This window comes from Achromobacter dolens, assembly GCF_902859745.1.
Taxonomy (GTDB): Bacteria; Pseudomonadota; Gammaproteobacteria; order Burkholderiales; family Burkholderiaceae_B; genus Achromobacter; species Achromobacter dolens.
This window is the reverse complement of sequence record NZ_CADIJW010000038.1, coordinates 1-12,972: the sequence shown is the minus strand read 5'-3', so window position 1 is coordinate 12,972 and position 12,972 is coordinate 1. Positions and strand designations below refer to the sequence as shown.

The window sequence follows — 12,972 nt, the reverse complement described above, 5'->3', positions numbered from 1 at the left end:
GGCCCTACCTGGAGTCAAGCAACATGAAGCAGATCTATCGGCTGGAACTCGAAGAAGCGCGCCTCATGGTGCGCGCCGCCATCGCTCGCTCGGAACAGATCGGCGTGCTGGAATCGGTGTGCATCGTTGATGACGGCGGCTATCCGATCGCGCTGGAGCGCATGGACGGCGCCCGCATCACCGGCCCGCAGATCGCCTGGAACAAGGCCTTCACCGCCGCCGGCCACAAGCGCTCGACGCACCTGTTCACCACCCCCCCCAACGGGCCGGCGCTGCCCGGCAACGAAGCCTTCGGCATCCAATGGAGCTTCGAAGGCAGGTTCGCCGCGTTCGTGGGCGGCTTTCCCATCGTGGTCAACGATGAGGTCATCGGCGGCGTGGGCCTGAGCGGCGGCAACGGCGAGCAGGACACCCAGGCCGGCCTGGCCGCGCTGGGGGCGTTGGCCGAAATGCTGGAGCCGCGCGGCCTGAAGGTGCTGGTGCAGGCGGACATCAAGAAATAGGCGCTGTCGTCATGGCATACCGTGTCCAGATCCTCGAGACCGGGCAGGCCTTCATGGTCGCGCCGGATGAATCCGTGTTGCAGGCGGCCGAGCGCGCCTCGGTGCGGCTGCCGCACGAATGCACCTTCGGAGGCTGCGGCACCTGCCGCATCAAGCTGGCCGAAGGGTCGGTCGACTACGAAGAATTCCCGATGGCGCTGACGCCGGAAGAGGCGGCCCAGGGCTATGCGCTGGCCTGCCAGGCGCGGCCGCGCAGCGATCTGTGCATCAGCGTCGCCAACCCGCGCCAATTCGCCGAGCCGCGGCGCCTGGACGCCACCGTGCACCGCATCGCCGCGCTGTGCGACGACGTCATCCACCTGACGCTGGCGCTGCCGCCGGACACGCCGCTCGATTACGCGCCGGGCCAGTACATGAACGTGGTGTTGCCCGACGGCGCCACCCGCAGCTTCTCGATGGCCTCGGCGCCCGCCGGCAACCTGGTGGATTTCCACGTGCGCCGCATTCCGGGCGGCCGCTACACCGACCAGTGGCTGGGGCAGGCGCGGCCGGGCGCGGCGCTCGAGATCGAGGCGCCGCTGGGCGTGTTCAGCTATCACGAGGAAGATTGGCGGCCGATGATCATGATGGCCACCGGCACCGGCATCGCGCCGATCAAGGCGATCCTGGAATCGTTGCTGGACAACGACGACTGCCCGCCGGTGACGCTCTACTGGGGCATGCGGACCGAGGCCGACCTGTATCTGCGCGACCAGATCGCGGGCTGGGCCGGGCGCCTGTACGAGTTCAATTTCGTGCCGGTGCTGTCGCGCGCGGGCGCCGATTGGCAGGGCCGGCGCGGCCACGTGCAGCAGGCGGTGCTGGCGGACCACGGCGACCTGTCCGAACACGCCTTCTACCTGTGCGGCGCGCCGGCGATGATCAGCGAGGCGACCACGCTGCTGGCGGGGCGCGGCGCCAGCCTCGACCACGTGTACGCCGACAGCTTCACCTTCCAGCATGCGCCGGCCACGGCGGCGATGCCGTAGGGCGGGCTCGCGCGGCGATCCCTAGCGGAACACCAGCACCGGCAGCTTGGTGCGCGCCAGCACACGCTGGGTCTCGCTGCCGAGCAGGAAGCCGGTCATGCCGTGGCGGCCGTGCGACCCCATCACGATCAGGTCGCAGCCCCGTTGCTGCGCCGTGTCGACGATGGCTTCGTGCGGATGGTCGTTGACCACCACGGCGGTCTCGCAAGGCACCAGGGCGTGGCGCGCCTCGGCCTCCAGGCCTTCCAGGTAGCCGGTGGCGTTCTTGCGTGCCTGGTCGGTATGCTGCGGCTGGTGGGCGCCCAGCATTTCCGCCTGGTAGACGGTCAGGTGATCCTCCGGGATGGCGCGCAGCAGGGTGATGGTGGCGTTCATTTCCTTGGCGAAAACGAGCGCCTTCTTGAAGGCCGACTCGGACAGCAGGGAGCCGTCCACGGCGATGAGCAGATGCCTGTACATGTTGCGTCTCCTTTGAGAAAAGGAACGTCCAGCAAGGGCGAATCCAGTATAGGCCCGCCCCTGCCCGCAATCCAGTACCGCATTCGGATGAGCGCGGCGCGCCGCCCCGTCAGGCGCGACGACGCAGGGTTTCCCCTTCCCCCTCCAGGCCGCGCGGCAGCGCCTCGATCAGGCTGCGCGTGTAGGGGTGGCGGGCCTCGCGCCACAGGGTGGCGTTGGGGCCTTCCTCGACGATGCGGCCGCCGTGCATCACCAGCACCCGGTCGGCCAGGTAGTGCACCACCGACAGGTCGTGCGAGATGAACAGGTACGACAGGTTGAACTCGGCCTTCAGGTCGACCAGCAGGTTCAGGATCTGCGCCTGCACCGACACGTCCAGCGCCGACACCGGTTCATCGCAGATCACCAGCGACGGCCGCAGCACCAGGGCGCGCGCGATGCCGATGCGCTGGCGCTGGCCGCCCGAGAATTCGCTGGGGTAGCGCGCCAGGGCGCCGCTGGGCAGGCCGACCGCGTCCAGCATGTGGGCGATGCGGCGGCGCCGTTCCGGGCGTTCGGCCACGCGATGGATGCGCAGCGCCGATTCCAGGATGTCGCCGACGGTGTGGCGCGGGTTGAGCGAGGCGTAGGGGTCCTGGAAGATCATCTGCACGCTCTGGCGATAGGCTGCCAACCCGCGCCGGTCCAGGCGGGCGGTGTCCTGTCCGCGCAGCAGGATCTGCCCCGCCGGCGGGCGCCAGCAACCGCACCAGGGTGCGCGACAGGGTCGATTTTCCGCAGCCGGATTCCCCCACCAGGCCCAGCGTTTCGCCATGGGCGATCTGGAACGACACACCGTCCACCGCGTGCTTGGCGCCCTGGGGCGTGGCGTAGTCGACACGCAGGTCGCGCACCTGCATCAAGGGCAGGGGATGAGGATCGCCGGCGGTCGCGTCATTGGCCGCGGCCACGCGCGGGGGCGTCACCAGGCCAAATATGGGCCGGCCCGAGGCCGGATCGAGCCGCGAGCGGATTTCCGGCAGGCGTCGCTGGCGATAGTGGGTGGCGTCATCCAGCCGCAGCGAAGCGCCCAGCAGACCCTGGGTATAGGGGTGGCGCGGCCGCGACAGCAGCGTGGCGGCGGCGCCTTCCTCGACTTTCTCGCCGCCCACCATCACCGCCACGCGGTCGGCCCAGTCGCCCACCACCGCCAGGTCGTGAGTAATCAGCAGCAGGCCCATGCCGAGTTCCGAGCGCAGGTCGTCCAGCAGCCGCAATATCTGCGCCTGCACCGTCACGTCGAGTGCGGTGGTGGGCTCGTCGGCCACCAGCAGCGCGGGCTCGCAGGCGATGGCGGCGGCGATCATGGCGCGCTGGCGCTGGCCGCCCGACAGCAGGTGGGGGTAGTCGTCGACGCGCCGCTGCGGCTCGGGCACGCGCACCAGGTCCAGCAGTTCTATCGCGCGTTGGCGCGCGGCCCGGGCCGAGGCGCCGCGATGCAGGCGCAGGGCCTCGCCGATCTGCTGGCCCAGCGTCAGCACCGGGTTCAGGCTGGTCATCGGCTCCTGGAAGATCATGGCGATGCGGTCGCCGCGCAGGGCGCAGCGCTGGCGCTCGGGCAGCGCCAGCAGGTCGCGGCCCTCGAACAGGATGCGGCCGCTGGCGCGGGCGTGGCGCGGCAGCAGGCCCAGCAGCGCCAACGCGGTGGTGGACTTGCCGCAACCGGATTCGCCCACCAGCGCCAGGGTCTCGCCGGCGGCGATGCGCAGGTCCAGTCCGTTGACGGCCTGATGGCCGGGGAAGGCCACGTTCAGCCCTTGGATGTCGATCAGTGTGCTCATGGGGAGGCAGTCGGTAGCGGGGCGGCGGGCGCCACGGCGGCGCGCCGCCGCAGCTTGGGATTGAGCGCGTCGTTGACGGCGTCGCTCAGCAGGTTCAGGGCCAGCACGGCCGCCATGATGGTCAGGCCCGGCAGGGCGGTCATGTACCAGGCGGTGCGCAGCGCCTCGCGCCCGGCGCCCACCATGCTGCCCCAACTGACTACGTTGGGGTCGCCCAGGCCGAGGAACGACAGGCCGGCTTCGGACAGGATGGCGTTGGCCACCAGAACGGCGGTGGTCACGATGATGGGCGGCAGGGCGTTGGGCAGGATCTCGCGGAAGATGATGCGGGCGTGGCTGGCGCCGAGCGCCTGCGCGGCGCGCACGAATTCGCGTTGGCGCAGGGAGATGAACTCGCCGCGCGTCAGGCGCGCGATGCCGGTCCAGGAAGTCACGCCCAGCGCGAAGATGATGGTCGACAGCGAAGGCCCGAGGATCGCCACCAGCACGATCGCCAGCAGGAACGAGGGCACCGTCTGGAACAGCTCGGTCAGGCGCATCAGCACCGCGTCCACGCGCGGCCCGGCGTAGCCGGCGATGGCGCCCACCAGCAGCCCCAGCGCCAGCGCGATGGCGGCGGAGGCGCCGCCCACCAGCAGCGAGACTCGGGCGCCGTGGAACAGGCCGGCCAGGATGTCGCGGCCCATCAGGTCGGTGCCGGCCGGAAATTCCGCGTCGGTGCCGGGCCAGGTGAAGGGCGCGCCCACCATTTCCAGCGGGTCGTCCGGATACAGCCAGCCGGCCGTGGCGGCGGCGGCCACCAGCAACACCAGCACAGCCGCGCCGATGGCGGCGGAAGGCGCCCGCAACAGGCGCGCCAGGAACGTCAAGGCGTGCTTCATGCTTTCCTCACGCGCGGGTCGAGCAGGCCGTAGCAGGCATCCACGGCGATGTTCATCACCGCCACCAACGCCGCGCTCATCAGCAGGATGCCCAGCAGCAGGTTGACGTCGCGGCTGGCGATGGCCTCGAACGAAAGCTGGCCCAGGCCGGGCCAGGCAAACACGGTCTCGACCACGATGCTGCCGCCCAGCAGCGCGCTGCTCTGCAGGCCGAGCATGGTGACCACCGGCAGGATGGCGTTGCGCAGCGCGTGGCGCCAGATCACCCGGCCCTCCCCATTGCCGCGGGCGCGGGCGGTGCGGATGTAGTCTTCCTGCAGCGTCTCGATCATGGACGCGCGCGACAGCCGCGCGTAGATGGCGACGTAGTAGATCGCCACCGTGGCCACCGGCAGCACCAGGTGCCGCGCGTAGTCCAGCCACAGCGCGCCGCCGGTATGGGCGGCGCCGACGTCGCGGATGCCGCCGACCGGCAGCCAGTCCAGGTGCACGCCAAAGCCGACGATCAGCATCAACGCCGTCCAGAACATCGGCGCCGAATAACCCGCCGTGGCCAGGCCGGACAGCAGCGTGTCCAGCAGCCCGTGCGGCCGCCGCGCCGCCAGCACGCCCAGCAGCACCCCCAATGCCACCGACAAGGCCAGACCGGTGCCGATCAGCGCCAGGGTGGCCGGCAGGCGGCCGAAGATCAGGTCGGCCACCGGTTCGCCATAGCGGAACGAATAGCCCAGGTCCAGCGAAGCCAGGCTCTTAAGGTAATAGCCGAGCTGCGCCAGCAGGCCCCGGTCCAGGCCGTAGGCCTGGCGCAGCTCGGCCACGTGGGCAGGAGTGATGCCGCTGTTCTCGGCGGCGATCACGTCCACCAGGTCGCCCGGCACCAGCTTGAGCAGGAAGAAATTGGCGACCCCCGTGGCGGCCACCACGAACAGGATCTGCAGCAGGTAGCGGGCGGGACGGGGCAGGCGCGCAAGCATATCGCCGGCCCCTCAGGCCTTGCCGAGCCAGACGTGGGCGAAGTTGTTGCGCGAGTGCGACGAGGCGTCGGTCACGTTGCGCAACTGCTTGTCCCACACGCCGAACCAGCGGAACTCGAACAGGCCGATCAGCGGCAGGTCGCGCTGCGCCAGCCGTTGCAGCTCGTTGTAGTGTTCGATGCGCTTCTGTGGATCGGTCTCGACCTGGGCCGCCTCGATGACGCGGTCCATGTCGGGATCCTTGTAGCCGGACACGTTGTACCAGGGGGTGCCGCGCGCCTCCGCCTTGCTCCAGTAGCGCGTCTCCACGCCCAGTTGCGGGTCGATCAATACCGTGCCCCACGAACTGATGAGCTGGAAGTTGTAGTCGGTGAAGACGTTGCGCGTCCAGGTGGCCAGGTCCAGGCCGCGCAGCGTCACGTCGATGCCGATCTTGCGCAGCGCCTGCCGCACGAATTCGCCGGTGCGGCGATAGTCGTCGCCGAACGGGATGTAGTCGTGCGTCAGCGCGAAGCGCCAGCCGCCGGCGCCGCGCGGGTAGCCGGCCTCGTCCAGCAGTTTCTCGGCCAGCGCCGGGTCGTAGGGATACTGCTGCACGTTTGGGTTGTGATAAGGCTTGACCAGCGACGGCACCGGGCTGACGAAGGGCTCGGCATAGCCGTTCCACACGGTCTTGACCAGCGCCTGCTTGTTGACGGCGTGCGCAATGGCCTGGCGCACCTTGAGGTTCGACAGGATCGGGTCGCGCAGGTTGGCTTCCAGCCATAGCCAGGCCGCGAAGCCGTTGTAGCCGGCGGTGTCCACCGCCAGCTTGGGCAGTTTGGCGAGCCGGGTGGCGTCGGTGAAGGCGACCGGATTGCGCTCGCCATACGAGACCGCGCCCGTCTCCAGCGCCGTTGCGCGGCCGGAGACGTCGGGCACGATCTTCCAGACGATGCGGTCCAGGAACGGGCGCTCCGGCTGCCAATAGCGCTCGTTGCGCTCGAGCACGATGTAGTTGCCGCGATTCCATTCCTTGAAGACGAACGGCCCGGTGCCCACCGGTTTGTTGTTGTACGGATTGTTCTGGATGTCGGTGCCTTCTAACAGGTGGCGCGGCAGGATCGGCGCGCCCAGCGAGTCGATGGCATTGAGCGCCACCGGGGTGGGCTGCGACAGGTGCAGCACCACGGTGTGGTCGTCGGGCGTCTCGATCCGCTGCAGGTACTGGAACACGCGGCGCGCGCTGGGCGCGTGCTTGAGCCAGACCTCTTCGGCCGACCATTTCACGTCGGCGGCAGTGAACGGCTTGCCGTCGTGCCACAGCACGCCCTGCCGCAGCTTGAAGGTGAGGGTCTTGCCGTCTTCCGATACGCTCCAGCTTTCCGCCAGGACCGGACGCGGCTTCAGGTCGGGGCCGTATTCCACCAGGCCGTCGAAGATCTTGCTCGCGACCGCGCCGGTAGGGGTGGATGAGTTCAGGTAGAAAGCCAGCGTGGGCGGCTCGGGGTGCACCACCGCGTTCAGCACGCCGCCCTTGACCGCGCCGTCCAGCGTGTTCGGCAGGCTCTGCGTGTCGGCATGGGCGGGCGCCATGATCACGTTGGGAAAGAGGGCGCCGACGCCCATCAGCGCGCCGGCGCCCATCAGCCAGCGGCGCAAGGGGTTGACGGTATCCTGCGGCGCGTCGGTCTCGTGCGCCGGGGGCAAGGGCTGGGTCATGCGGATTCCTTCGGTCGTAAGGGGAGCGGCCGCGTCAGGCGGCCAGGCTGGTCAGGGAAGGCAGGTCGTCGGGCGCCACGCGCAGCAGGGTGGCGAGCAGTTCGCGCCGCCAGGCGTCGTACAGCGCCACGTGGTTGCGCGTGTCCAGGCCGGTGGCGCGCAGGTTCAGTTGCCAGGAGTCGCGCAGGTAGGGGCCGAGCAGGCGCTGTACGTCCTCGTCGGCCTGGACCAGGCCTTCGGTCCAGTCGTGGCGCTCGCTGTCGCTGGCGCCGGCCAGTTTGCGCAGCCACCATTGCGTGATGCGGATGCGGTGGGCTTCCTCGTCGGGCAGGATGCGGTTTTCGCCGAACTCGCGGTGGCCGAAGTCCAGCACCTTCGCGGTGCGGCGATTCACGAACAGCCGTGCCAGGATGTAGTGCTCGTAGTGGAACTGCCAGGCCAGGAAGTTCTGCCAGTTGCGCAGGGCGAAGCCGCCAACCAGGTCCCAGGCGTCGCGCACGCCCTGCTCGACCTCGGGCCTGACATCGCGGCCCAGCAGCAGGGTGGCCCGCGCCAGCGAGAACTCCGCATGGGCCGCGTCATCGCCAAGTTGGCGCGCCAGCGCGAACTGGAACTCGGTGTCGTCGCGGAACAGGCCGGCGATGGCGTGCGCCGCGACCTGCGTGATGAACAGGTCGTGCACGGTGTTCCAGACGGCGTACTCGCCGGCCGCGCGCCGTTCCTCGGCGCTGGCCAGGTCGCGCGGCGGGTCGTTGCGCGCGGCGGGAATGTTGGGGGCCACCGCCAGGCGGATGTCGTCGAACAGGCGCGCTTCCAGGGCGCCGTCGTAGTCCAGGGCAATGGGCAGATCCAGTTCGGGCATGGGGCGGCGCGGGGCGTTCGAGGAAAAGCTCGACTCTAAGCAAGCGCCGAAGCGCGCCGCAAACACTCTTTCGTGATTTGGATATGCCGGCTCGCGGATCGCTAATAGAGGCGCATGGTGCGATCGCGTCGCATATACCGATTCCAAATATCCGCATGAGAAATCCGTCCTTCCGTGCGTCGCGGCGCGTCGATAGGCTGTTCTTTTCCCCTTCGTGCGCACCCTTCCATGCCGCAAGCCGCGAGTTCTTCCCAGCCCATCGATGATGACGACGCGCCGCGCGTCGTGCCCGCCGCCCGCATTCGCGATGACGCCGAAGCCATCGACGCCGCGCGCATCCTCGCCGCCGATTTCGCCCAGGGCGCGGCGCACCGCGACCAGACCCGCAGCCTGCCTTGGCGCGAGATCGAGCGCTATTCGGCCAGCGGCCTGGGGGGCATCACCGTGCCGCGCGAGTACGGTGGCGCCCAGGTGTCGCACGTGACGCTGGCGGACGTGTTCCGCATCCTCAGCGCGGCCGATCCGTCGCTGGGCCAGATTCCGCAGAACCATTTCGGCTCGCTCAACCTGCTGCGGCAGGTCGGCACGCCGGGGCAGAAGCGGCGCTACTACGAGGGCGTGCTGGCCGGCCGCAGGCTGGGCAATGCCGGGCCCGAGCGCCACACCCGCCATGCGCGTGACGTGCAGGCGCGGCTGGTGGCCGATGGCGACGGCTATCGCCTGTCCGGGCGCAAGTTCTATTCCACTGGCGCGCTGTATGCGCACTGGATTCCCACCAAGGCGCTGGACACCGAAGGCCGCCTGGTGACGGTGTTGCTGGAACGGGACGCCGCCGGCCTGACGGTGGTGGACGACTGGTCCAGCTTTGGCCAGCGCACCACCGCCAGCGGCACGGTGCTGCTGGACAACGTGCGGGTCGAGGCGGACAGCGTGCTGCCCGCCTGGCGAGTGCAGGAAGCGCCAGCCTTGCAGGGCCCGTTCGCGCAACTGATGCAGGCCGCCATCGACGCCGGCATCGCCGAAGCGGCCCTGAACGACACTGTCAAGTTCCTGCGCGAGCGCGCCCGGCCCTGGGCCGAGGCCGGCGTCGAACGCGCTACGCAGGATCCCTACGTGATCGGCGACGTCGGCCGGCTGTTCATCGACCTGCACGCGGCGCAGGCGGTGCTGGCCGAAGCCGCGGCGCACCTGGACGAGGCCACCCCGCGCGCGCTGGATGCCGACGACGTGGCCGCCGCGTCGATCGCGGTGGCGCGGGCCAAGGCGTTGACCACGGAAATCGCCCTGGTGGCCAGCGAGACGCTGTTCGAACTGTCCGGCGCCCGAGCCTCGCTGGCGGAGTTCAACCTGGACCGCCATTGGCGCAACGCCCGGACTCATACCTTGCACGATCCGGTGCGCTGGAAATACCACGCGGTCGGCAATTACCTGTTGAACGGGCGCCGCCCCAACCGCCATTCCTGGATCTGATGCCATGACCGAACTCGCCATCTCGACCCTGGCGCCGCGGCGCGCCGCGATCATCGACAGCGACGCGCAAGCGATCGCGGTCGCGCGTGAACTGGCCGCGGACTTCGCCCGCGACGCCGCCGTGCGCGACCGCGAGCGGCGCCTGCCGCTGCCCGAACTGGAGCGCTATTCGCAGTCCGGCCTGTGGGGCATCACGGTGCCGCGCGAGCACGGCGGCGCCGGCGTGTCGCGGGTGACGCTGGCCGAGGTCACCGCGATCATCTCGGGCGCCGACGGCTCGCTCGGGCAGATCCCGCAGAACCATTACTACGCGCTGGAGGTGCTGCGGGTCAACGGCAATGCCGACCAGCAGCGCCGCTTTTACGCCCGCGCCCTGGCGGGCGAACGCTTTGGCAACGCGCTGGCCGAGATCGGCACGCGCACCGCCGCCGAGCGCCGCACGAGATTGTCGGCCGATGGCCGCGGCGGCTGGCGCATCAACGGCAGCAAGTTCTATTGCACCGGCGCGCTTTACGCGCAATGGATTCCCACCGCGACCGTGGGCGAGGATGGCCTGCAGCGGCTCGCCTTCGTGCGCCGCGACAGCCCCGGGGTGGAGGTGATCGACGACTGGTCGGGCTTCGGCCAACGCGTGACCGGCAGCGGCACGGTGCTGTTCCAGGACGTGGCGGTGCCGGACGAGGACGTGATGGTGCTGGTCGACCCTTCCGCGCCGCCCAACACCATCAAGCCGCTGGCGCAGATCATCCATGCGGCCATTGACCTGGGCATCGGCCAGGCCGCCCTGGCCGATGCGCTGGATTTCGTGCGGGAGCGTTCGCGGCCATGGATCGACGCGGGCGTCGAGCGCGCCGCCGATGATCCATTGACCATCAGCGAGTTCGGCCGCCTGTCGATCCGCCTGGACGCCGCCCGCGCGTTGGTAGCGCGCGCCGGCCGCATCCTCGACGTCGCCACCGCCGATCCGCAGCCGCATCTGGTGGCGGCCGCCGCCATCGCCGTGGCCGAGGCCCGCGCCCTGACCACGGAATCGGCCCTGGCCGCCGGCACCAAGCTGTTCGAGCTGGCGGGCACGCAAGCCACGCTCGATCAACTCAATCTTGACCGCCACTGGCGCAATGCCCGCACCCACACGCTGCACGATCCGGTGCGCTGGAAGCGCCACGCGGTCGGCAACTACTACCTGAACGACGCCGCGCCCGGCCGCGTCGGCACCACTTGATTTCCTCGGAACGGCACGCCATGGCGAAAAAGCAGATCCTCCTGAACGCGTTCAACATGAACTGCGTCGGCCACATCAACCACGGCCTGTGGACCCACCCGCGCGATACCTCGACGCAGTACAAGACGCTGGACTACTGGACCGACCTGGCGCGCCTGCTGGAGCGCGGCCTGTTCGACGGCCTGTTCCTGGCCGATATCGTTGGCGTCTACGACGTGTACCAGGACTCGGCCGACCTGACGCTGCGCGAGTCGATCCAGCTGCCGGTCAACGACCCGCTGCTGACCGTCTCCGCCATGGCCGCCGCGACCCGCCACCTGGGCTTCGGCGTGACGGTGAACCTGACCTACGAGGCGCCGTACCTCCTGGCGCGCCGCTTCTCGACGCTGGACCACCTGACCGACGGCCGCATCGGCTGGAACATCGTCACCGGCTACCTGGAAAGCGCGGCGCGCGCCATGGGCCTGTCCGAACAGATCGCGCACGACGAGCGCTACGACCGTGCCGACGAGTTCCTGGAAGTGGCCTACAAGCTGTGGGAGGGGAGCTGGGACGACGACGCGGTGCGCGCCGACCGGCGCGCGCGTGTCTACGCGGACCCGGCCGCCGTGCGGCGCATCGATCACGAAGGCAAGTACTACAAGGTCCAGGGCTACCATCTTTCGGAACCGTCGCGCCAGCGCACGCCGGTGCTGTACCAGGCGGGCTCCTCGGGCCGCGGCCAGGCCTTCGCGGCCCGCCACGCCGAATGCGTGTTCGTGTCGAGCCAGACCAAGGAAGGCCTGCGCAAGCTGGTGGCGGGCGTGCGCGAGTCGGTGGCGCGCGAGGGCCGGGATCCGCGCGACATCAAGTTCTTCATGGGCGTGACGGCGGTGGTGGGCCGCACCGAGGCCGAGGCGCGCGAGAAGCACGCGGAGTACCTGCGCTATGCCAATCCGGAAGCCGGCCTGGCCCACTACGCCAGCTCCACCGGCATCGACTTCTCGCGCTATGCGGCGGACGAACCGATCCGCTACGTGAAGAACAACGCGATCGAGTCGGCGGTGAAAAACCTGACTGTGGCGCGCACCGACCGCACGGTGCGGGATCTGTTGGCCGACATGGCGCTGGGCGGACGCTATCCGGCGCTGGTGGGCAGCGCGTCGCAGGTGGCCGATGAGCTGGCATCGTGGGTCGAAGAGACGGACATCGATGGCTTCAACCTGGCGCGGACGGTGACGCCGGAGTGCTACGCGGATTTCGTCGATCTGGTGGTGCCGGAGTTGCAGGAGCGAGGCGTGTACAAGACGGCTTATGCGGAGGGGACGTTGCGGGAGAAGCTGTTTGGGGCGGGGCGGGCGTTGCTGGCGGGGGGGCATGCTGCTGGGGAGTATCGGCGGGTGGTGGCTTAGGTTTTTTTTGGCGGGTGAGTTTGATCTTCGTAGGTCGCCCCTCGGGCGGGCGGACCCGATGGCGGGCGCCCACGATTGCGGTCCGGAGCGTTCGCTCCGGACTGCCCCTTCGTCATCCTCGTTGCCGCCTGCCGGCGGCTGCCTTCGGATTCCCTCGGGCGCATCGAGGTTGCCCGCCATCGGGTCCGCCCGCCCGAGGGGCTGCGTGCGTCTGGGCTTGCCGCGCTGCTGGACCTGTGTGCAGGGAATGGAATCTGCGGGGCTGCCAGTTGCGGCCGCCCGGGCGGCCACAACTGGCGTCTGTTCATTTGAACGTGTTGCGGGTGCGCTGCGCGCTGGCGGCGGGCGGTTTTCTAATGGTTCCGCACGTCAGGGGGGAGGGGCGGTGGTGGTCGGCGCGGCATCAGACATGTTGCGCGTGACGACCTCTCGCGCCGACCACAAACAGGCGTGGTGCGGGCGGTGTTTCATTGGCGCATGATTGCGATGTGCCCACGCCGCCAGGCTGCTCGTGCTGAATCGGCGGCATGTTACGCATGACGCGCCCTCCGGGAGTGTCATAAATTTTGTGTTTGAGGCCTAACATACCGCTCAAGGAGCATGTGTATGGCCACAAAGAAGAGACTTCCCCTGCGCGAGTTGCCGTCGATTCCGGCAGACC

At 69.3% G+C, this 12,972-nt stretch carries 10 protein-coding genes and 1 pseudogene; 5 read left to right on the top strand and 6 right to left on the bottom strand.

Going from position 1 to position 12,972, the window contains the following annotated elements:
* Nucleotides 1–23: 23 nt before the first annotated feature.
* Together HV783_RS21655 and HV783_RS21650 are read left to right on the top strand one after the other, a co-directional pair.
* Entirely contained in the window at nucleotides 24–503 is a 480-nt protein-coding gene (locus HV783_RS21655) for a GlcG/HbpS family heme-binding protein (RefSeq protein ID WP_054503652.1), read from the top strand.
* A gap of 11 nt (nucleotides 504–514) precedes the next feature.
* Nucleotides 515–1,531: a 2Fe-2S iron-sulfur cluster-binding protein gene (locus tag HV783_RS21650; RefSeq protein ID WP_054503651.1), complete on the top strand. Its 1,017-nt coding sequence runs from the start codon at nucleotides 515–517 to the stop codon at nucleotides 1,529–1,531.
* A gap of 21 nt (nucleotides 1,532–1,552) precedes the next feature.
* On the opposite strand, the gene HV783_RS21645 is transcribed toward HV783_RS21650, so the two are convergent.
* The 6 genes and pseudogenes from HV783_RS21645 to HV783_RS21620 all read right to left on the bottom strand — a co-directional run bounded on the left by HV783_RS21645 (nucleotide 1,553) and on the right by HV783_RS21620 (nucleotide 8,228).
* Entirely contained in the window at nucleotides 1,553–1,990 is a 438-nt protein-coding gene (locus HV783_RS21645; protein WP_054503650.1) for a universal stress protein, read from the bottom strand.
* A 109-nt stretch (nucleotides 1,991–2,099) separates the two neighbouring features.
* Nucleotides 2,100–3,810: pseudogene (locus tag HV783_RS21640) on the bottom strand (ABC transporter ATP-binding protein).
* The gene (locus HV783_RS21635; protein ID WP_064527241.1) at nucleotides 3,807–4,691 is read right to left on the bottom strand and encodes an ABC transporter permease; all 885 of its coding nucleotides are present in this window, start codon (nucleotides 4,689–4,691) and stop codon (nucleotides 3,807–3,809) included. The pseudogene HV783_RS21640 and the gene HV783_RS21635 overlap by 4 nt, the downstream one beginning before the upstream one ends.
* Nucleotides 4,688–5,665, bottom strand: a complete 978-nt coding sequence (locus HV783_RS21630; protein ID WP_064527243.1) for an ABC transporter permease — start codon at nucleotides 5,663–5,665, stop codon at nucleotides 4,688–4,690. Before HV783_RS21630 ends, HV783_RS21635 begins: the two co-directional genes overlap by 4 nt.
* 12 nt (nucleotides 5,666–5,677) lie before the next feature.
* Nucleotides 5,678–7,366 carry an ABC transporter substrate-binding protein gene (locus tag HV783_RS21625; protein ID WP_175189846.1) on the bottom strand — a complete coding sequence of 563 codons (1,689 nt, stop codon included), beginning with the start codon at nucleotides 7,364–7,366 and terminating at the stop codon, nucleotides 5,678–5,680.
* 34 nt (nucleotides 7,367–7,400) lie between these two features.
* Nucleotides 7,401–8,228, bottom strand: a complete 828-nt coding sequence (locus HV783_RS21620; protein ID WP_081273589.1) for a hypothetical protein — start codon at nucleotides 8,226–8,228, stop codon at nucleotides 7,401–7,403.
* Nucleotides 8,229–8,456: 228 nt separating this feature from the next.
* On the opposite strand from HV783_RS21620, the gene HV783_RS21615 reads away from it, so the two are divergent.
* From HV783_RS21615 to HV783_RS21605, 3 genes are read left to right on the top strand one after another with little or no spacing between them, the layout of a single operon-like run.
* Nucleotides 8,457–9,698: an SfnB family sulfur acquisition oxidoreductase gene (locus tag HV783_RS21615; protein WP_064527247.1), complete on the top strand. Its 1,242-nt coding sequence runs from the start codon at nucleotides 8,457–8,459 to the stop codon at nucleotides 9,696–9,698.
* A 4-nt stretch (nucleotides 9,699–9,702) separates the two neighbouring features.
* Nucleotides 9,703–10,920 carry an SfnB family sulfur acquisition oxidoreductase gene (locus HV783_RS21610; RefSeq protein ID WP_175143678.1) on the top strand — a complete coding sequence of 406 codons (1,218 nt, stop codon included), beginning with the start codon at nucleotides 9,703–9,705 and terminating at the stop codon, nucleotides 10,918–10,920.
* A 20-nt stretch (nucleotides 10,921–10,940) separates the two neighbouring features.
* Nucleotides 10,941–12,311, top strand: a complete 1,371-nt coding sequence (locus HV783_RS21605) for an LLM class flavin-dependent oxidoreductase (RefSeq protein WP_020925504.1) — start codon at nucleotides 10,941–10,943, stop codon at nucleotides 12,309–12,311.
* The last annotated feature ends 661 nt before the right edge of the window (nucleotides 12,312–12,972 follow it).